Raw genomic sequence first — 18,964 nt, 5'->3', positions numbered from 1 at the left:
GCGGCCCACCGGACCCTCGCGCACAAGGGCCCGGCGGACCCGTAGGACGGATGGCGGCCGGGGCCCGGTCGTCTCAGTGACGGTGGTGACCGGCCCTCAACTCGCCTATGAAGGCGGCCCATGCGGGGGCTTCGATGCACAGCGCCGGGCCCTGCGGGACCTTGCTGTCACGGACGGGGACGACGGTCAGGAACTCGTCGGCCACCTCCACGCAGTTGCCGCCCGCCTGGTTGCTGTAGCTGCTTCTGCGCCAGACTGCGCCGTTCAGATCTGGAGGGGACATTCGTTCCATGGTGGTTGCCCTTCATCGCGGATCGGATCATGTCAAGGGACATGAGCGGGGGCAGGGCTGCCGCCTGGAGTCGATCGTAAATCAGCTTGTAGCGGTCTACATCGGTCGGTTCTTCGATGAGTTGGCCAAAGTCTGCACCCTCCGTGTAGGCCACATGTGAGCCGTCCGGCATCGTCAGGACCGTCAGGGATCCGCCCATCGCCTCATGACCGCCCTGCGCGAACGGCAGCACCTGGACGATGACATGACGCAATGCCGCCGCGTCGAGCAGCCGCTGCAACTGGTCTCGCATCCCGGTGTCGCCGCCGATCGGTCGCCTCAGCACTGCCTCGTCCAGAATCACCCATAGCTCTGGTCGGTCAGGTGAGTCCAGTCGCTCCTGCCGCACCATCCGGGCGGTGAGGCGTTCTTCCAGCTGTTCTTCGCTGCCGAGCAACGCGTCCAGGCTGAGTACCGCCCGCGCGTAGCCCTTCGTCTGTAATAGACCAGGGACCACATGGGCCGCGTACTCACGAATCGTCACCGCGTCCTCCGCGTACTTCATGAACTTCCGTGACCAGTCGGGGTAGGTCTCCCGATACACGTACGGCCACAGCTCGACCAGCATGTTGTCCGCACCCAGGACAGAGTCGAGGGCTCGCGCCAAGGCAAGGGTGGGCTTCGCCCCGGACACCCGCTCGATCTGCGTGATCCGCGTGCCCACCACGTGCGTCCGGGCGCCGAGTTCGGCCTGTGTCAGTCCGGCCGCCGTACGGAGTCTGCGTACCCGCGAACCGAACAGCGCGGCCATCGACGCACTGGGGTCAATTGCGTTGGCCAAGACGTCACTTCCGTTTCTTACGGGAGGAAAAGTAATGCTCTGTCATCTGTCGAGCGTAGATCGGTCGGTCGATTCTTGGGTACAGAACGTGATGACTTGCTTACAGAGCGGGTCACTTCGGCTCGACAGACAAGGACGGACCAGCCGTGCCGACAGGAACAACCACCGCGGAAGACGAGTCGCGGCGGAGCACCGCCCTGATGGCAGAACCCGTCGCACTCGCCGACACGGGAGGCGAACTCCCCGCTTTCACCGCACAGTTCGCCTCCTGTCCCCGAGGTGCGCAGCTCGCCCGGCGTGCCGCTGTCCGGCACATGGAGGAGTGGGGCCACCCGCCGACGTCGGACGCGTCGTGCACGGTCGCCCTCGTCGTCAGCGAACTCGCGGCGAACGCCGTGCGGCACGGCCGGGTCCCCGGGCACGACTTCGGACTCCGGCTCACCCGCGACGAGACCGCGGGCCTGGTGCGCGTCGAGGTCGCCGACGCCGCCTCCGCGAAGCGGCCACCCGAGGCCCCGCCCTCGTCGTACCCGGAGGGCGAGTCCGGCAGAGGGCTGCTTCTGGTGGACGTCCTGGCCGCGCGCTGGGGCACAACCCCTCGCGAGCCCCTGGGGAAGACGGTCTGGGCGGAGGTGCCGATCGAAGCATCAGCCAGTTGATCCAACCCGGGTTACCGGCGCGTCTCGACTGTGGGGAAACGGGGTGATCCGGGCCCAGCCGGCTGCGTTTTGCTGGTAAATGGCACGAATTAAACGCACTCTTCGGGTGTGACCCTCGTACGAGCCCTCGCGCCGCCCACCGCCGTCACAACGCCACCCGCCGCCGCCCGCCGCGCCCGGCGGCCCCGCCCCGCGCCGACCGCGTCGATGGGAACGGCCCTCGGGCTCTTCATCGCCGCCCGGCTGCTGGGCACCGCGGCCGTGGCCGTGACCGCCTGGGCGGCCGGCCGGCATCCGGTTCTGCTGCTCGGGCGGTCCTGGGACTCCATCTGGTATCTGGGGATCGCCGCGCACGGCTACGGGCGCAGCCAGTACTTCCACGCCGACTCCGTCCACAGCGACCTGGCGTTCTTCCCGCTCTATCCGGGCATGCTGCGGGCCGTCACCGAGCTGACCCCGCTCAGCGGCCTCGGCGCGGGCCTGCTGACCGCATGGACGGCCGCCGGGGCCGCCGCCTGCGGGATCTACGCGATCGGGGCCCGGCTGCACGACCGGGCCGTGGCCACCGCCCTCGTCCTTCTCTGGGGCCTGCTGCCGCACTCGGTCGTGCTGTCGATGGCGTACACGGAACCGGTGCTGACCGCCTTCGCGGCCTGGTCGCTGTACGCCGTCCTCACCGGCCGCTGGGTGTGGGCGGGCACCCTCGCGCTGTGTGCGGGGCTGGCCCGGCCGAACGGATTCGCGGTCGCCGCGGCGGTCCTCGCGGCGGCGGCGTACGAGGTCTGGAGGCGGCGCGGAAAAGTTACCCACAGGCTGTGGACGGGCGCGGCGCTCGGGCCCCTCGGCTGGGTGGCGTACGTGCTGTGGGTGGGGCGGCGGCAGGGCGATCTGCTCGGCGGGTACTTCGAGGTGCAGCGGCTGTGGGGCTCCCGCTTCGACTTCGGCCTCGGCGCGCTGCGCTTCGTACGGCATCTGCTGCTGGAGGGCGACCTGCTCGTCTTCCCGGTGTCGATGGTGATCGTGGCGGCGGCGCTGCTGCTGTACGGGCTGCTGCTCGCGGACCGCGCGCCCCTGCCGCTGCTGGTCTACGCGGGCGTGCTGCTGTTCGTGGCGGCCGGCGGCGACGGCTTCTTCGAGTGCAAGCCGCGGTTCCTGCTGCCGGCGTTCCCACTGCTGCTGCCGCTGGCGTGCGCGCTGGTACGGACCGCAAGAACCCGGCCGTGGCACGCGACCCTGGTGGTCGGCGCCCTGGCCGGGCTCTCGTTCGCGTACGGGGCGTATCTGGTCGTACTCGCCCAAAGACCGCTGTGAGTGCGATGCTGGTCCGGGTGTGAGTCCGGGTGTGAGTCCGGGTGTTCCGAGTGGGAACTACTCGTCCTCTTCGGGCTTCTCTGCGTCGTCGATCTCCTGCTCAAGGCCGAGCTGCTCGACGAGCCACTTGTCGAACTCGATGGCGGCCCGCACCCAGCTGACCGTCGACGACACGAAGTGCTCCAGGCTGACGCCCGTGCCGATCAGCATCTGCGCCTCGCCGATCAGACGGACGGTGCCGTCGTCGTGCGTGTGGCTGTAGACCTTGGGCCACAGCGTGCGCCGGTTCCAGTCGTCGATCGATTCGAGCAGCTGGGGCTTCTCATCGATCTGGTGCGGCCGGTCGTAGAACGTCCGCACCGAGAAGACCTGCTGGTCGTCCTCGCCGCGGAACATGAAGTACGTACGGAACTGCTCCCACGGCGCCGCGAGGTCACCCTCGTCGTCGACGACATACTTCAGCTCCATCTGGTCCAGGAGCTGCTTCACAAGGTCCTGATCCGGGACGACGGGGCCCGCCGGTCCGCCGGGGTTCGGCTCTGGCTGGCCCCCGAAGTTCGGAATCGAGGACGGGTCGATGCTCACCGTTTGATTTTCCCTTCGTACGGATTCCGCCATCCTCTCCCATCCGGGGTGGGGGCTCACAACCCCCGCCCCCACCGGTGACGGAATTCCGCTCAGAGCGTTTTGCCCAGTGCCGGACCGGTTCCGGGGCCTTCCGGCGATCCTGTGTCCGCGCCCGCCGCCGGGCCCACGATCAGCCCGTCCCCGAAGGCGTCCACGCGGACCGTGTCGCCGTCCTTGACCTCGCCCGAGAGGATCTCCTTGGCGAGGCGGTCGCCGATGGCCGTCTGGACGAGGCGGCGCAGGGGACGGGCCCCGTACGCGGGGTCGTTGCCCTCGTCCGCGAGCCAGGCAAGGGCCGCGTCCGTGATCTCCAGGGTGAGCCGCCGCTCGGCGAGCCTCGTCGCGAGGCGGCCGACCTGAAGGCGCGCGATGCGCTCCAGCTCCGCCTTGTTCAGCGCCGAGAAGACCACCAGGTCGTCGAGCCGGTTGAGGAACTCCGGCTTGAACGAGGCCCTCACCACCTCCATGACCTGATCCTTCTTCTGCTGCTCGCTCGTCAGGGGATCGACCAGGTACTGGCTGCCCAGGTTCGAGGTGAGGACCAGGATGGTGTTGCGGAAGTCGACCGTCCGGCCCTGCCCGTCGGTGAGGCGGCCGTCGTCCAGGACCTGGAGCAGGATGTCGAAGACCTCCGGGTGCGCCTTCTCCACCTCGTCCAGGAGCACGACGCTGTACGGGCGCCTGCGCACCGCCTCGGTGAGCTGGCCGCCCTCCTCGTAGCCGACGTAGCCGGGAGGCGCGCCCACCAGGCGGGCCACGCTGTGCTTCTCGCCGTACTCCGACATGTCGATGCGGATCATGGCCCGCTCGTCGTCGAAGAGGAAGTCCGCGAGGGCCTTGGCCAGTTCGGTCTTGCCGACGCCGGTGGGGCCGAGGAAGAGGAACGAGCCGGTCGGGCGGTCCGGGTCGGCGATGCCCGCGCGCGTGCGGCGTACGGCGTCGGAGACGGCCTGCACGGCCTCGCTCTGGCCGATCAGGCGGCGGCCCAGCTCCTCCTCCATGCGCAGCAGTTTCTGCGTCTCGCCCTCCAGGAGGCGGCCCGCGGGGATGCCGGTCCAGGAGCCGACCACGTCCGCGATGTCGTCCGGGCCGACCTCCTCCTTCACCATCGTGTCCTTGGCGACCTCCTCCTCGGCCTCGGAGGCTTCCTCCAAGTCCCTCTCCAGGGTGGGGATCTCGCCGTAGAGGAGCTTGGAGGCGGTGTCGAAGTCGCCGTCGCGCTGGGCCCGCTCGGCCTGGCCGCGCAGTTCGTCGAGCTTCTCCTTCAGCTCACCGACCTGGTTGAGGGACTTCTTCTCCTTCTCCCAGCGGGCGGTGAGACCGCGCAGTTCCTCGTCCTTGTCGGCGAGGTCGCGGCGCAGCTTCTCCAGCCGCTGCTTGGAGGCTTCGTCGGTCTCCTTGTCGAGGGCCAGCTCCTCCATGCGCAGCCGGTCGACGACCCGCTGGAGCTCGTCGATCTCGACGGGGGACGAGTCGATCTCCATACGCAGCCGGGACGCGGCCTCGTCGACGAGGTCGATGGCCTTGTCGGGCAGGAAGCGGGAGGTGATGTACCGGTCGGAGAGGGTCGCGGCGGCGACGAGCGCACTGTCCGCGATGACCACCTTGTGGTGGGCCTCGTAGCGGCCCTTGAGTCCGCGCAGGATGGCGATGGTGTCCTCGACGCTCGGTTCGGCGACCAGCACCTGCTGGAAGCGCCGCTCCAGGGCCGCGTCCTTCTCGATCCGCTCGCGGTACTCGTCCAGGGTGGTGGCGCCGACCATGCGCAGTTCGCCGCGGGCGAGCATGGGCTTCAGCATGTTTCCGGCGTCCATGGCCGAATCCCCGCCGGCGCCCGCGCCCACGACGGTGTGCAGCTCGTCGATGAAGGTGATGATCTGCCCGTCGGAATCCTTGATCTCCGCGAGCACGGTCTTGAGCCGCTCCTCGAACTCGCCGCGGTACTTGGCGCCCGCGACCATCGCGCCCAGGTCGAGCGAGACGAGCTTCTTGTTCTTGAGGGACTCGGGCACGTCGCCCTTGACGATCCGCTGGGCGAGCCCTTCCACCACGGCGGTCTTGCCGACGCCCGGCTCCCCGATGAGGACGGGGTTGTTCTTGGTGCGCCGGGACAGGACCTGGACGACCCGGCGGATCTCCTGGTCGCGGCCGATGACGGGGTCGAGTTTGCCCTCCCGCGCCGCGGCAGTGAAGTCGGTACCGAACTTTTCGAGCGCCTTGTACTGGCCCTCGGGATCCGGGGTGGTCACCCGGCGCCCTCCCCTGCTCTTCTGGAACGCGTCCAGCAGCTTCTTCGCACTGGCCCCTTGCTGGGAGAGTACGTCGCCCGCCGCGCCGCCCTTGGCGGCGATGCCGATGAGTATGTGCTCGGTGGAGAGGTACTCGTCCCCGAGTTCCTTGGCCCGGTCGGCCGCGTCCGCGATGACCGCGAGCATCTCGCGGTCGGGCTGCGGCGGGGCGACGGTGGAGCCGGTCACGCTGGGCAGCGCGCTCAGGACGCGCTCGGTGCCGGCCCGTACGGCCGCGAGGTCGGCCTCGACCGCGGCCAGCAGGTCGATGATGTTCGCGTTCTCCTGCCCCTCCAGCAGCGCCAGCAGCAGGTGCGCGGGGGTCAGGTCCGGGTGACCTGCGGACACGGCCTTGTTGCTGGCCGCGTTGATCGCGTCCCGGCTCCTGTTGGTCAGCTCGGCGTCCACGTTCGCGTTCTCCTCCTCGTACTCACGCTCGTGCGGGTACCCCCGCGCGTACTCGTACCACTCGTACTCGTACGCGCATACGTGTACTCCGGCTCCGGCGTGCTCCACTCCGGCGTTGGCTGACCCAACCAACGTACACAAAGTTGAGTCTATTCCACTCAAGGGGCTCGGCGGGTGCGTACGTTAGATTCCGGGGCATGGCCTCGCATCCCGTGGACTCGCACGATCCCGACGACCCGTACCTCGGTTTCTGGCGGGAACGTCATCTGTGCACCCTGACCACCCTCCGTCCCGACGGCACGCCTCATGTGGTGCCCGTCGGCGTCACATACGATCCCGAGGCCCGCCTGGCTCGGGTGATCACCAACAAGTCCAGCAGGAAAGTCCGGAACGTGCTGGCCGCCGGAGCCGACGGGATGACGGTCGCCGTCTGCCAGCTGGACGGGCGGCGGTGGGCGACACTGGAGGGGCGCGCGACGGTGTCCACGGACCCCGAGCGGGTCGCGGACGCGGTGCGCCGCTACGCCGAGCGCTACGGCAGGACGCCCTCGCCCAATCCGGCCCGGGTGGTCATCGAGATCGCGCTGACGTCGGGGATGGGGAACTACTGACATCGACGAGGACGGACGGGCCCTCTTGCGCAATGCCGGGGGCAGCCTGGAACATGCCTGGAAACTGCAGCGGCGTCACCGTGTTCAGGTCACGGTGACGCCGCTGCGGGGGGAAGCGCCTGGGCGATTTACAACGACGGGGGAATCGCGTCAGGCGCTGCGGGGGGTGGCTGAGATGGTTCGTATGTCCGGGGCTACCGGCTCGACCAGCCGATGATCGCGCTGATCGAGGTTCACAAAGATCATTCCGTACCGGATGGCGCACCGTACCGGCTGCGGCGCCCCCCGCGGCCGTCGCAGACAGCGGTATGCCCGTACGTCATCGTCGTCGTCCCGGGTCACCACGACCGGTTCTCCGAAGACGGTCACCATCAACGAGTCACCGCTGTGGGGGATGGCGGTGGCCAGGTCGATGAAGTGCCAGCCAGAGCGATAGGCCGTGGCCATCTCTCTACGGAAGGACCGGTCGTCGGGAGGAGTGCTCATGTCAGCCCCCGATACTGCCGTCTATCGGAGCCACCGGCCAGCTGGTGTCAGGGGGGACAGCAACCTCGGCGTTCCCGGCAGCCGCCGGCCAACTGGTGTCCGCTCGAACGTCGCCCTTCGCGTCGGAGAGGCCATTCAGTGCTCCGAAGGCCACAACGACGGAGAAGATGGTGACAAGCACCGAGCGAAGCATTTTCTTACCCATAGTCGGCTTCGTCCTCACTTGAAAGTCCCTCTTCCCCCGTCGGATACGACGATGGCTCATTCGGGCACGTCATGGCCACATAATCGATGCATCATGTTCCTGCATGTTCAGGACCCTGGGGGGTGGAGATTTAATGGCGAACAGGCATAAACCGACACATCCTCACGCGGTGACCGAGCTGTGCGAGGAAGGCGGCCGCCTCTATGCGAATGCGCTCCGTACGGGACGTATCGCCCGCGAGGAGGTCGAGTCCGCTCCCTGCTTGATGGAGTTCGCCCTTCTTCACCCCGATCCGGACGACGCGAGCTGGCTGCGCCCGGTGTCCCCGACGGTCGCCCTGGCTCAGCGGCTCAACCCCATAGAGCGTGAAATCACGGCGCACCGGCGGTTGTCGATCGAACTGACGGATGTTTTCGAGCCGTTCATGGCCCTCAGCGCTCAGACGACAGCGCCCACGCACGCCATCACGGTGCTGGAGGGCGGCGACCGGATCAACGCGGCACTCAACCTGGCCACGGCCCAGTGCCAGACCGAGGTGCTCACCATCCAGCCGAGCAACCGCATCTCCGAACGCAACCTCACCCACGGCCTGGAACGGGACAGACCCCTGACCGAACGTGGTGTGAAGATCAGGACCCTCTACCAGCACACGGCCCGATACAGCCAGGAGAAGCTGGCCTACGTGGCCCAGCTCTCCAACGGCAAGGTGGAGTACCGCACCATCGACGAGCTGGTGGAACGTCTCATCATCTGCGACGAGACCGTCGCTTTCATCCCCACACGTGACGACCAGCAGGTCGCCCTGGAACTTCGCCACCCGGGCCTCGTCCGCTACCTGATCAAGGTCTTCGAGTTCATCTGGGGCCGGGCCATCCCGCTGAGTGCCGGCGCCCCGTACGAAACCGCCCCCGACGGCATCACGAACATCCAGCACTCGATCGCCAAGCTCCTCGTGGAGGGCCACGTCGACGAGGCCATAGCCCGCCGACTCGGCATGAACGTACGAACATGCCGCGCGCACATAGCGAAGCTGGCCACAGCCCTGGGCAGCGGCAGCCGGGCGCAACTCGGCTATCTGATCGCCGAATCGGGAATCCTGAAGCAGGACGCCGCGCAGTGACGGCTCCGCACCCGGCACACAGCGTGGAGGACCTGTGTGCGGCGGGCTCGGAGTTGTACGAACGGGCCCTGCGCGAGGGGCGCGTACGCAGTGCGGACACCGCCGAGGCCCCCTGCCTCGTCGACTTCGGGCTGCTGCACCCGGCTGTCGAGGATCCGAGTTGCCTGGAACCCGTCGCGCCAGTCGTCGCCCTGCATCGGTTGCTGCAGAAGTCCGGGGACCGCATAGCGGACGAGCGACGGCGCGAGGCCCGGCTGACGGCGGCGTTCGAGCCGCTGATGCGGATCGACGGCCACCAGACGGCGCCTGCGCACACGCCGGCGATCAGTGTCCTCAGCGGTTCGAAGCGGATCAACCAGGCCATCACCGATGCCATGGCCCACACGTCCCGTGAACTCCTCACCATCCAGCCCCACACCCACACCGGTGAGCGCCGCCAAAAGGCTGAGGCCGTCTCCCTGGACCGCGACCAGGCCCTGCTGGACCGCGGCGGCCGGATCCGCACCCTCTACCAGCACACAGTGCGCCACTCACTCACCGTCCTCGCTCGTTACGAACGGCTGAAGGGTGACGTCGAGACCCGTTCCCTGGACGAACTCACGGACCGGCTCATCGTCGCCGACCGCACCATCGCCTTCATCCCCGCCGACAAGGACGGCACCCTCGCCCTGGAAGTCCGCCACCCGGCCCTCGTCGGCTACTTCGTCACCGTCTTCGACCGCCTCTGGCGCCTGGCCACGCCCATGTACCCCGAAGCAGTCCAGCGTCCCTCGCTCAAAGGCATCACTCCACGTCAGCGCGCCATCGCCACCCTCCTCATCGAGGGTCACACCGACGCCGTCATCGCCGAGCGCCTCGGCCTGAACGTCCGCACCGCCCGGGTCCACATAGCCAAACTCGCCACGACCCTCGGCAGTGAGAGCCGGGCCCAGCTCGGTTACCTCATCGGCCGGTCGGGGATTCTGGACGATCAGGAGCGGTGAGCGGCTGGAGTTCCGGGAAGCGCGGAGGGTCGTCGAGCCCCGCCTGGGCGATCCGCACCCCCAGCTGCGTACGGCTGGCGGCGCCCAGCGTTTCCGAGAGCCGGGCTATGTGCGCTCGGCATGTGCGGACGCTGATGCCCAGCCGTTCCGCGACCACCGCGTCCTGGTGTCCTTCCGCGAGCAGTGCCGCGATGGAGCGTTCGCGATGGGTGATGCCGTCGATGCCCGTGTCCGGGAGGGGTGCGGTGAGGGGGATCGCGAGGCGCCAGAGCCGTTCGAAGACGGTGACCAGGTAGCCCACCAGCGCCGGGTGCCGCAGTTCCAGCGCGACCGTGCGGTCGGGGCTGGCCGGGATGAACGCGACCGTGCGGTCGAAGACGATGAGCCGCTCGGTGACCTCGTCGAGGGTGCGGGCCTCCGCCGCCTCCTCCATCAGCTCCATGTAGTTCAGCAGGCCCTGCCCGTGCCGGGCCACGTGCGTGTACAGATCGCGCATGCGAACGCCCCGGCGGCGCAGCGCGAGCGCCCGGTGCAGGCCCTCGGAGAGTTCGTCCTCGCGGCGGATGCCGCCCGGCTGGACGGCCAGCACCTCGGACGTGCAGGCCTCGGTCGCCTCGTCCATCGCGGCACGGATGCGGGGCAGTCCGTCGAGCACCCGGATCGCCGCTCCCTCGGCGGGCGAGCGCGCGTTGCCGCCGAGCGCCGCGTACCACTCGAAGGCGGACACCGCCTTGCCCATGCGTGACTGCGTCGCGACGACGTGCTCGTGCATCTCCCGCAGCAGGCGCGTCATGACCTCCTGCGGCGAGGTGGGCACCAGCCAGCCCATGTCGTCCGGGTCGGGGTGCAGCAGCGCGAGCTCGACCAGACAGGGCACCGTCTCGGCGTCCTTCCTGGACACGCGGCCGCGTCGTACCGCCCGGGAGTAGACCCGGTCTCCGGCATCGCACAGGCGGTCAGCACCGTGCGGATGCGCTTCCGTCCTGTGCCCGGCCATTGCCCAACCCCCGGTTCCAGCCTCTTCCGCAGCGCAACTATGCGCGGCGTCCCCCGGCTCCGCAACACGGCTTCCCCGTTCCCATGCCCCTTATCGCACCACTTGGGCCACCTTTGGTCCCTCCTCCGTATGACTCGTTGCAGCAAGCCGAAGGTGCCGGTGGCACAGTCACGCGCGCGGGGCGCGTCGCCCCCGTGAGCTGCCGGAAGCCGTCGAATGGCCGCCGTATCCGGGCAGCGTCCGACGTCAGGCCACGCGAAACGTAGGTGCCCGGTACACGTGGACCGACGTGCGGGGCGGGCCGCCGGGCCGGCGGTGGACCGGCGGCGGGCGGAGTCTGAGGGCACCCCACCCGACGGAACCGGCCGAACTTCGGCCAGGGGGCGCGCGCCTGGGACGCGCGCCCCGGACATGCCTCTCCAGTGCACGCCTCCAGTGCACGCCACCGGTACGCACCTCCGGTACGCGTCCCGGGTGCGGGATACGAGTGCGGGATACGAGCGGGGTGCGAGCGGGGTGCGGTTACGAGTGCGGGGTGCGGCTACTTGATGCCGAGCGAGTCGCACTCCGCCTTGTACTTGTCCGTGCAGATCTCCTCGACCGTGTAGATGCTGTCCTGGATCACCGTCGACTCGATGGTGTTCCGGGTCAGGGAGGAGACCTGGACGAGGTTGGCCGGAATGCTCTTGTCGGTGGGGCTGGAGACCTTGTCGGGGGTGAGCGAGTCGAACTCGATGCCGAAGCCGCGGACCACGGCCACAGCCACCTCGGCGGCGGTCTCGGCCTCCTCGGGGTACGGCTTGTAGACGCTCATGAACTGGTCGCCGCTGAGGATGCGCTGCACCGCCTCCAGCTCCGCGTCCTGGCCGGTGACCGGCGGCAGCTTGGTGGCACCGGCGGCCTTGAGCGCCGAGATGATGCCGCCCGCCATACCGTCGTTGGCGGAGTACACCCCGGCGATGTTGTCGACGCCGATGGAGGAGATGGCCGCCATCATGTTGGCCCGCGCGTTCGCCGGCTTCCACTCCTTGGTGTCGTACGACTTGGCGACGGTCACCTTGCCCTTCAGTTCGCCGAGGGCACCCGCCTTGAACTGGGCGGCGTTCGGGTCCGTCACCGCGCCGTTCATCATGACGATCTTCTGGGACTTGCTGCCGTCCAGCCGGTCGGCGAGGGCCCGGCCCTGCACCTGTCCGACCTCCTCGTTGTCGAACGAGATGTACGCGTCGATCGGGCCCTCGGCCAGCCTGTCGTACGCGATGACGGGAATCCCGGCGGCCTTGGCCTTCTTCACTCCGGAGGCGATGGCGTGGGCGTCCACGGCGTCCACAAGGAGCACGTCGACCTTGTCGTCCACCATCTTCGCGAGCTGCCGGTTCTGCACGGCGGCGTCCTGCTCGGCGTTGGCGTAGACGACCTTCCCCTTGCCGTCCGTCAGCGTGTTGATCTTGTCCTTGATGATGGGGTGGTCGAACTTCTCGTAGCGGGAGTTCGCCTTCTCCGGCAGCAGCAGGCCCACCGTGATGTCGTCGCCCTTGGTTGGCTTCGCGTCGGCGCCGTCGTCCCCGCTGCCGCATGCGGCAAGGGTCAGGGTCATGGAGGAGGCGGCGATGGCCAGAGCGGTACGACGAGCGGTACGACGTATGGCGCGGTTCACTTCAGGTGCCTTCCGGACGAGGGCGACAGTGCGGGCCCAGGTGACAAAAAGCCAACGCGGGGGTGCCCGAGGCGTCAAGGAGTTACGGCTAACGACCTCGCAACGGAAACCTGTGAAGAGACCGGGGTGAAGTCGGGCAGATCCGCAGGGTGACAATCCACAGCGCCCACGCCTTTTTCGCGGGGTTCCACCAGGCTCGGTCCGGCCAGTCGAACGTCCGGCCAGTGGAACGCCGGCCCCCTCAGCCCTCGCTCAGCCCCACCCGGCCATCGTCGGGTCCCGTCGGCCACGGTCGAGTCCGGTCCGTCGCCGTCAGGGCCCGTCGTTCGGTAAGGGTCCGGGATCCGGTGCGCGCTCATGGTCATGTACGCGTTCGTGGCCCGGTGCGCTTTCATGGCCCGCGGGGCGTTCGGGGAAGGGGAGGAGGCGGGCCGGTGGGCGGTCCGGGCCCACCAGGTCCTCCTCGCCGGAGGCGCGGGCGTGTTCCTCCCAGCCCGCGCGGAACCAGCTCAGCTGGTGCCGCTGGAGCTCCTCCTCGGTGAGCACGCGGACGGAGTCCGGGCCCGCCGAGCGGACCTTCTCGGCCAGTGCGCCGAGGAGTTCACCGACGAGCCCGGCGACGCGCCGCGCCTCGGCCCCACCGCCACCACCGCCACCGCCGCTGCCACCACTGCCACCACCTGGGTCACCCATGCCGTGCTCCGGTCCCTTCGCCGTCAGCCGCCCTCCGGCAGGAACTGCCGCGCCACCTTGGCGAACAGCTCCCGCAGCTCCGGCGGAACGCCCATCCGGCGGGCGGCCTCCTCGGGGCTGAGCCGCAGGTGGTCCTCGCCGTCCGCGGGGCGCCCTCCGCCGGCGAGCGGCAGATCGTCCTCGGTCAGCCGGCCCGAGCGGATGAGCATCTCCCGCAGGGGTACGCCGAGTACGGCCGCGATGCGCCGCATCGTCTCCAGGTCGGGCATGGACTGCCGCTGGAGCAGCCGGCTCACGGCGGCCCGGTGCACGCCCGCGTCGTCGGCGAGCTTCGAACGGCCCCCGCCGCGCGGGCTGTCGATGTCGTAGCCCCGGGCGCGCAGCAGTTCCTCGATCCAGCCGGCGAACTCCGCAAGCCCGGCGGCCCGGTACGTCTGGTCGGTACGGGCCCCGGCCCGTGAGCTCGACGCCATGTGTCCGCTCTCCCCTCGTCGCCCGGGCAGCGTACCGATCGCACCCGCACCAAGGTGTGTGCGCGCTCGCGCGTAACTGTGGAGATTCGGCAACTCCTCCCAGCTCAGGACGGATTGACGGCCAGTCATCGGACCACCGTTCACGGAACGTAACCACTTGCGTACGTGCTCGCAACATGCGACCCTGTCCGCTCGTTCGCAACTATCGAACGTATGTTCCCATACATGAGGAGGGGTTGCACGTGCCCGACCAGCCGTCCAGAGAGGCCGCCTGCGCCCACCTGTCCGAGAGTTCGGTGTTCACCCGCGTCCCCGCCGAGGCCGAACCCGTATTACGCGCCTGCGACCGGTGCCCGATCCGTAAGCGGTGCGAGGCTGTCGTCGACCCCTCGCACACCTGGTTCGACGGGCTCGGCGGTGGCCGCCTGTGGCGCAACGGACGCGAGGTCACCCGATGAGTGACGACCGCGCTGGAGCCGCGTGGATCGCCTCGCTCGTCCGCCGGTGGCCGGACCTCGTCGACGAGTTGTCCCCCTCGGGCCGCGGGGCGCTGCGGGAGCGGCGTGGCGGTGGGCCTGTCGGCGGTACGACCGCCCCGGTCCGCCTCTACGTCTCCGACGCCGTACGGGACATCACCGACGGAGTCGTCGAGCTGGAAGAGGCCGTACGTGAACGGCTCGGTCTGCGACCGGTGCCCCCGGCCTCCGTACCGGTACGGCTGCGCCGTATCGCCGGACTGCTGGACCGCGTCGCCGCCGACCCGCTCCTCGCTCCGCACGTCGAGGACGAGACCCGGCGGATGGCCGCGCGCTGCGCCCGCGCGCTCGGCGACCCGGAGCAACTCGTACGGCTGCCCGGCCGCTGCCCCGCCTGCGACTGCGTCTCACTGCGGGCGCTCCCGGAACGGGCCGAGATCAGATGCGTCAATCCCGCGTGTCGACGGGTACTGGAGACCGATCGTTCGTGAACAGAGCCCCACAGGCCCCCTCGACCGACACCCCCTTGATCACCACTGAACTGGCCGCCGACGAGGCCGGCGTCACGACCGCGACCATCCGCAAGTGGGTGCAGCGCGGCCATCTGAGGTCCGCGGGCACACAAGGCCGACGACGTCTTTTCCGCCTGGAGGACGTCTTCGCGGCCGAGCGGACGGCGTACCGCGCCCGCCGCCACGACCGCTGATCCCGCAGTACGGGCGAGGGGTCCCGCCGCACAACGCGGCGGTACCCCTCATCCGTCATGCCCACATAGTCGTACGGCATAAGCCAGTTGCACGTTTCCCCGACCAGTGTCACATTGGATGCAGCGGCAGAGCTGCGCCCGGAGGACGGGCGGCGGACCTGCCGCTTTGTGTTGCCCGGAAACCCCGGGCAACGACGCCGGAGATCCCCCGAGCCTCCCAGGACTCCCCGTGGCTTCCCTTGGCTTCCTGGGAGTTCTCCTCGGAGATCCCCGGAAAAACCCGTCTCCCCAGGGGAGCGTGTTCGCGACGATCAGCCGGAACGAGGACAGCGAACCGCTGGAGTTTTCCTCTGATCCGTCTCTGATCACCCTCCGAGGGCTCTTCACGGTTTCAGGCGCCGAAGAACAGCATGAGCAGCGAGAAGGCGAGCACCAGACCGGAAAGGACGGCCGTCGGCAGGGACATCCTTCCAGTCATCACATTGCCCGGGATTTCGACATTGGACAGGTCAGCAGGGTCATAGACCACATCAATGATTCCCCCTACGAGGGCAGGCGGCTTCCTGAAGGGCCCCACCTTCACCTGCAGCTTCCTGCCGTCCTCCGCCGTGAACTGCATCGTAAGATTGCTGATGCCCTTTGCATCCCGTTCCCTGTTCACGCATTTCGCGGCAATGCGTACGCCGCGCTTTCTTAATGCTCTACCTCGCCGGAAAACCGTGGTGGAGAACCAGAAGGCCAGAGCCGTCAACATGACGACAGGTATCGCAGGACCGTACATACAGAACCCCCACTCGGACGTGAAACGACCCATTGTTGAGCCTTCGGCATGCCTGCGTCAAGGCTCGATCTGCATCCGAGGCTGGAAGTTGGAGAAGGTTTGCGCATGACTCAGCATTCCATAAAAAGGAACTCGAAGTGAACTCGAAGAAGAAGCACAAAGAGGAGCCGAAAGAAGAACCGTCCCAGGTCGATATCTGGGCCAAGTCGACAGGCTTCGGCCTGGATGAACTGGTCAAGACCGTAAAAGATTGCAAGGCCAGTTCCATTGCAGCGTGGTGCCGTCATGGCCCTGCTCACTCTGCTCGGCAGTCTCCCGTATCCGCAGCCGGCCGGAGCGGCGGACAACCCATGCACATCCAGTCACTCGCCGAGGCCGTGGACGGCCGCACCGTGCTGCGGTTCGCCGTCAGCACCGCCCGGGACATCAAGGTGACCGCCCCGGTGGCGGGCATGATCTGCCGGCTCAGCACACCGAAGCGGTACTGGTACTACACCGGCAGTATCTGGACGCAACTCGCGCCCGCTCCGGTCCACAAGGCGAAGCACGAGAAGCACAAGAAACACGCACGAGGAGTACGAGGAGTACGAGGAGCGTCATGATGACCGATGCGCTGCGGACGATCACGGGAGGTACCCGATGACAGCGACCGAGACCGAGGAGGTCGTCCTGGAGCTGGAACGCCTGCGCCGCTCGGTCGACGTCGGCTTCGCCACCACCCGGGGCGACCTGGCGCTCCTTCTCCAGCGTGCCGACCAGACCGACAAGACCCTCGACGAACACGAGACCCGTATCGAGGCGCTGGAACGCACGCGCTGGCCGCTGCCCTCGCTCGCGGCGGCCACGTCGTGCTTAGCCCTGGCGCTCACGGTCTGGCAGTCGCTGGGCCGGTAGCTACTACCTCCTTTTCTTTGCCCGCGCGGGGCCCGTGATCGCCTCCGTGACGGCGAAGCCCTTGGCCGGGCCTTCGGGGATGGCGACCTCGGTGCCGTAGGACACCCGGTGAACGCCTACCCAGTCGGCCTCCTCGGGGCGGGGTTCGGTGAGGACGGTTACGGTGCCCTGGGCGTCGTAGTCGTCGATGACGACGTACACCGGAATGCCGGCGCGGGCGTATTCGCGACGCTTCTTGACTCGGTCACGGTCCTGGCTGCGCTTGCCCGGGGAAACGACTTCGAAGACAACTCGGACGCCTGCAGCCGCAAGGCCGAGCTCGTCGTCCGTCACATAGCGCTCGGCGTCCCTGGCAATGATGAACAGGTCGGGCACCCAAACGCAGCCTTCATGAACGACGTTCGTGTCCTGCCTGACCGCGAAATCACCACCCCTTAGAAAGTCTCCCAGCTCCTCCTTGAGCAGGAAGATGATCTGGCTGTGCGAGTAGCGGCCGGTGGGTGACACCTCGATGGCTCCCTCGATGATCTCGGCTCGGTAGCCCTCGGGGAGTTCCATGGCCTCCCATGCCTGCCACAGGACCTCGTCGAGGCTGGGCCCGTTCTTTGACAGGTTCGGAGGCTCGGTCCTGATCTCGGTCATGGTCTCGGGCCTCTCGTGTGCAAGAGCGGTCATAGTGGCGTCACCTCCTCAAGTGTGAGCTGGGTGTGCTCGCGGCACAAGCAACGCGATCACAGTAGGGAGCCACATGGGCTCACCTGCGGAAACTTCGCCAATTCACTCGAACAAGCGAAGCAGAAACGACTCACCCACCCGACCGCAGCTCGAACCACACCCCCTTCGCGTACCGCCCCGAACTGCCGTCGGCGACGCCCCACGCGTCCGCCACCTCCTCGACCAGGGCGAGCCCTCGCCCCCAGCAGGCGACGGCCTCTGCGGCGGGCCGTGCCACGACGGGTGGATCGGGGCTCTCGTCGAAGACGCTCACGTGAAGGCGGGCCGAGTTCAGGCGGACTCGGAGTATCGCGGTGCCCTTCGTGTGCAGGTGGACGTTGGTGACCAACTCCGAGGTGCACAGCGCGGCGGGCATGACGAGAGGTTCACGGCCGTGAGTGAACAGCACGGCCCGCACGAAGTCCCGGCAGACGCGGGGAGAGGTGGCGTCTGCGGAGGCGAACAGGCTGTATTCGTGGACGAGTTGATCGAGCCGGTGTGCGGCACGACGGGCAGGGTCCATGGGCGTCGGCTCCAGTCGGGAGGGCCCCGAGCCCGGCGATGGCAGTGCCCGCGCGCTCCTGGGTGGAGGGGCGGGTGCGCTGTCGGCTTGTGGGCAGGGGGAGTTGAATGGTTCCAGTCAGTGACTGATCCGACACTGACGGTAGAGGTTTCGGGCTCTTATGCGCAACCGAATCACTCGAAAGCGGTGGACCAACTCCCGCCAAGGCGGCAGACTCCGAGCACACCATCAAGGAGATACACGTGGGACTGCGGACCACTATCAGCGAACGGCAGCGTCGCCTCGGCCTCGAACTCAAACAGCTGCGCGAGCAGGCAGGATTGAGCGCCGGAGAGGCAAGCGAACGCATTGGCATGAGCCGTGGTCAACTCAGCCACATCGAGCTGGGTCGGACCTCGATCGTCACAGAACGACTTCGCGACCTGTGCCAGGTATACGGGTGCGCGGACGAGCCCTATGTCGCGGCACTGGTCGCCATGTCCGAAGCGAGCGGCCGAGGCTGGTGGAGCGCACATAAAAAGCGCAGGGACCCGGGCGCGCTCGACCTGGCCGAGTTGGAATCGGAGGCCGTACACATCCGGACACACGAACCACTGTTCATCCCGGGGCTGTTCCAAACCGCCGATTACGCACGCGCCATCTTCGCCAGCCCCAAACTGGGGTTGGACAACATCGAGGAGGGCCTGCAGTTCCGTATGGAACGCCAGCGCGTTCTCACACTCGACAACCCACCGTCAGTGCACGCCGTCATCCACGAAGCGGCGTTGCACATGCGGTTCGGGGGCGCCGATGTCGTACGAGAGCAGTTGCTGCGCCTTGTCGAACTGGCTCGGCTGCCTCATGTGACAATCCAGATCTACCCGTTCAGCGCCCAGGCTTACGCGGCGCTCAGCGGTAACTTCGCTCATTTCGTGCCCAGCAATCCGAAGTTGGGCACCGTCGTCCTTGAAGCACCCCTGGGGTCACGCTATTTGACGGAGCAAGGCGATCTACTGGAGTACACCGCGCTGTTCGATCATCTGACCGAAAGTGCCCTCGCCCCCGTCGACGTATCGTTGGCCCCCGAAGCACACTCGGTGAAGGACTCGCTGGCCCTCATCCAGCATCTTCTCTACACCCTTTAGGGATGCCCACATGTCTGAACTGAGCTGGCAGAAGTCGTCCTTCAGCGGCGGCCCGGAAGGCAACTGCCTCTATATAGCCACCGCCCCCGACGGCACCCTCCGCCTCCGCGAAAGCG

Annotated in this window: 24 protein-coding genes; 12 read left to right on the top strand and 12 right to left on the bottom strand. The window is 68.0% G+C overall.

Going from position 1 to position 18,964, the window contains the following annotated elements; genetic code table 11:
• Positions 1–73 precede the first annotated feature (73 nt).
• Together AOK01_RS45510 and AOK01_RS30875 are read right to left on the bottom strand one after the other, a co-directional pair.
• The gene (locus AOK01_RS45510; protein WP_245702485.1) at positions 74–205 is read right to left on the bottom strand and encodes a DUF397 domain-containing protein; all 132 of its coding nucleotides are present in this window, start codon (positions 203–205) and stop codon (positions 74–76) included.
• On the bottom strand, positions 168–1,082 hold the full coding sequence (locus AOK01_RS30875; protein ID WP_055517438.1) for a helix-turn-helix domain-containing protein: 915 nt from the start codon (positions 1,080–1,082) through the stop codon (positions 168–170). Before AOK01_RS30875 ends, AOK01_RS45510 begins: the two co-directional genes overlap by 38 nt.
• A 230-nt stretch (positions 1,083–1,312) precedes the next feature.
• On the opposite strand from AOK01_RS30875, the gene AOK01_RS30870 reads away from it, so the two are divergent.
• The gene (locus AOK01_RS30870) at positions 1,313–1,771 is read left to right on the top strand and encodes an ATP-binding protein (protein ID WP_190851706.1); all 459 of its coding nucleotides are present in this window, start codon (positions 1,313–1,315) and stop codon (positions 1,769–1,771) included.
• A 108-nt stretch (positions 1,772–1,879) separates the two neighbouring features.
• Complete coding sequence (locus AOK01_RS30865) at positions 1,880–3,082, top strand: hypothetical protein (protein WP_425424770.1); 1,203 nt, start codon at positions 1,880–1,882, stop codon at positions 3,080–3,082.
• A 57-nt stretch (positions 3,083–3,139) separates the two neighbouring features.
• Here AOK01_RS30865 and AOK01_RS30860 read toward each other — a convergent pair whose 3' ends face one another.
• Positions 3,140–3,667: a type III secretion system chaperone family protein gene (locus tag AOK01_RS30860; protein ID WP_055517434.1), complete on the bottom strand. Its 528-nt coding sequence runs from the start codon at positions 3,665–3,667 to the stop codon at positions 3,140–3,142.
• A 92-nt stretch (positions 3,668–3,759) separates the two neighbouring features.
• Entirely contained in the window at positions 3,760–6,405 is a 2,646-nt protein-coding gene (gene clpB / locus AOK01_RS30855; RefSeq protein WP_055517445.1) for an ATP-dependent chaperone ClpB, read from the bottom strand.
• Positions 6,406–6,602: 197 nt separating this feature from the next.
• Between clpB and AOK01_RS30850 the strand changes: the two genes are divergently transcribed.
• Positions 6,603–7,016, top strand: coding sequence for a pyridoxamine 5'-phosphate oxidase family protein (locus AOK01_RS30850; protein WP_055517433.1), 414 nt, complete (start codon positions 6,603–6,605; stop codon positions 7,014–7,016).
• 150 nt (positions 7,017–7,166) lie between these two features.
• Here AOK01_RS30850 and AOK01_RS30845 read toward each other — a convergent pair whose 3' ends face one another.
• Complete coding sequence (locus tag AOK01_RS30845; protein WP_055517431.1) at positions 7,167–7,502, bottom strand: hypothetical protein; 336 nt, start codon at positions 7,500–7,502, stop codon at positions 7,167–7,169.
• 338 nt (positions 7,503–7,840) lie between these two features.
• Here AOK01_RS30845 and AOK01_RS30840 point away from each other — a divergent pair, with 338 nt between their 5' ends.
• Both AOK01_RS30840 and AOK01_RS30835 read left to right on the top strand, forming a co-directional pair.
• Positions 7,841–8,827 carry a helix-turn-helix domain-containing protein gene (locus AOK01_RS30840; RefSeq protein ID WP_079103895.1) on the top strand — a complete coding sequence of 329 codons (987 nt, stop codon included), beginning with the start codon at positions 7,841–7,843 and terminating at the stop codon, positions 8,825–8,827.
• Positions 8,824–9,810 (top strand): helix-turn-helix transcriptional regulator, encoded by a 987-nt coding sequence (locus AOK01_RS30835; protein ID WP_055517428.1) that lies wholly within the window; start codon positions 8,824–8,826, stop codon positions 9,808–9,810. The genes AOK01_RS30840 and AOK01_RS30835 overlap by 4 nt, the downstream gene beginning before the upstream one ends.
• On the opposite strand, the gene AOK01_RS30830 is transcribed toward AOK01_RS30835, so the two are convergent.
• From AOK01_RS30830 to AOK01_RS30815, 4 genes are all read right to left on the bottom strand, one after another.
• Positions 9,770–10,807: a helix-turn-helix transcriptional regulator gene (locus AOK01_RS30830; protein WP_055517427.1), complete on the bottom strand. Its 1,038-nt coding sequence runs from the start codon at positions 10,805–10,807 to the stop codon at positions 9,770–9,772. The two genes, AOK01_RS30835 and AOK01_RS30830, sit on opposite strands and share 41 nt — an antisense overlap.
• 541 nt (positions 10,808–11,348) lie before the next feature.
• Complete coding sequence (locus AOK01_RS30825; RefSeq protein ID WP_055517443.1) at positions 11,349–12,404, bottom strand: substrate-binding domain-containing protein; 1,056 nt, start codon at positions 12,402–12,404, stop codon at positions 11,349–11,351.
• 372 nt (positions 12,405–12,776) lie between these two features.
• On the bottom strand, positions 12,777–13,157 hold the full coding sequence (locus AOK01_RS30820) for a hypothetical protein (RefSeq protein WP_055517425.1): 381 nt from the start codon (positions 13,155–13,157) through the stop codon (positions 12,777–12,779).
• 23 nt (positions 13,158–13,180) lie between these two features.
• Positions 13,181–13,630 (bottom strand): helix-turn-helix domain-containing protein, encoded by a 450-nt coding sequence (locus tag AOK01_RS30815; protein ID WP_079103893.1) that lies wholly within the window; start codon positions 13,628–13,630, stop codon positions 13,181–13,183.
• Between the two features lie 242 nt (positions 13,631–13,872).
• On the opposite strand from AOK01_RS30815, the gene AOK01_RS30810 reads away from it, so the two are divergent.
• From AOK01_RS30810 to AOK01_RS30800, 3 genes are read left to right on the top strand one after another with little or no spacing between them, the layout of a single operon-like run.
• Positions 13,873–14,088: a hypothetical protein gene (locus AOK01_RS30810; protein WP_245702484.1), complete on the top strand. Its 216-nt coding sequence runs from the start codon at positions 13,873–13,875 to the stop codon at positions 14,086–14,088.
• The gene (locus tag AOK01_RS30805; RefSeq protein WP_055517422.1) at positions 14,085–14,597 is read left to right on the top strand and encodes a hypothetical protein; all 513 of its coding nucleotides are present in this window, start codon (positions 14,085–14,087) and stop codon (positions 14,595–14,597) included. Before AOK01_RS30810 ends, AOK01_RS30805 begins: the two co-directional genes overlap by 4 nt.
• Entirely contained in the window at positions 14,594–14,812 is a 219-nt protein-coding gene (locus AOK01_RS30800) for a helix-turn-helix domain-containing protein (RefSeq protein ID WP_245702483.1), read from the top strand. Before AOK01_RS30805 ends, AOK01_RS30800 begins: the two co-directional genes overlap by 4 nt.
• Before the next feature lie 391 nt (positions 14,813–15,203).
• On the opposite strand, the gene AOK01_RS43780 is transcribed toward AOK01_RS30800, so the two are convergent.
• Positions 15,204–15,566, bottom strand: a complete 363-nt coding sequence (locus AOK01_RS43780) for a hypothetical protein (protein ID WP_157871547.1) — start codon at positions 15,564–15,566, stop codon at positions 15,204–15,206.
• Positions 15,567–15,943: 377 nt separating this feature from the next.
• Here AOK01_RS43780 and AOK01_RS30790 point away from each other — a divergent pair, with 377 nt between their 5' ends.
• Together AOK01_RS30790 and AOK01_RS30785 are read left to right on the top strand one after the other, a co-directional pair.
• Positions 15,944–16,195 (top strand): hypothetical protein, encoded by a 252-nt coding sequence (locus AOK01_RS30790; RefSeq protein ID WP_055517419.1) that lies wholly within the window; start codon positions 15,944–15,946, stop codon positions 16,193–16,195.
• Between the two features lie 37 nt (positions 16,196–16,232).
• Positions 16,233–16,487 carry a hypothetical protein gene (locus tag AOK01_RS30785; protein ID WP_055517418.1) on the top strand — a complete coding sequence of 85 codons (255 nt, stop codon included), beginning with the start codon at positions 16,233–16,235 and terminating at the stop codon, positions 16,485–16,487.
• 3 nt (positions 16,488–16,490) lie between these two features.
• Here AOK01_RS30785 and AOK01_RS30780 read toward each other — a convergent pair whose 3' ends face one another.
• Positions 16,491–17,162: a Uma2 family endonuclease gene (locus tag AOK01_RS30780; protein WP_055517415.1), complete on the bottom strand. Its 672-nt coding sequence runs from the start codon at positions 17,160–17,162 to the stop codon at positions 16,491–16,493.
• A 130-nt stretch (positions 17,163–17,292) separates the two neighbouring features.
• Positions 17,293–17,724, bottom strand: coding sequence for an ATP-binding protein (locus AOK01_RS30775; RefSeq protein ID WP_055517413.1), 432 nt, complete (start codon positions 17,722–17,724; stop codon positions 17,293–17,295).
• A 242-nt stretch (positions 17,725–17,966) separates the two neighbouring features.
• Between AOK01_RS30775 and AOK01_RS30770 the strand changes: the two genes are divergently transcribed.
• Together AOK01_RS30770 and AOK01_RS41825 are read left to right on the top strand one after the other, a co-directional pair.
• A complete protein-coding gene (locus AOK01_RS30770) occupies positions 17,967–18,848 on the top strand; it encodes a helix-turn-helix domain-containing protein (protein WP_055517412.1) in 882 nt (293 codons plus the stop codon).
• A 10-nt stretch (positions 18,849–18,858) separates the two neighbouring features.
• Positions 18,859–18,964 (top strand): DUF397 domain-containing protein (locus AOK01_RS41825; protein WP_157871545.1); only part of this gene is annotated, 106 nt, incomplete at its 3' end.

The organism is Streptomyces aurantiacus, from assembly GCF_001418335.1.
Taxonomy (GTDB): domain Bacteria; phylum Actinomycetota; class Actinomycetes; order Streptomycetales; family Streptomycetaceae; genus Streptomyces; species Streptomyces aurantiacus.
Note: the sequence above shows the minus strand (reverse complement) of the source record. Positions and strands in the feature narration are given on the sequence as shown.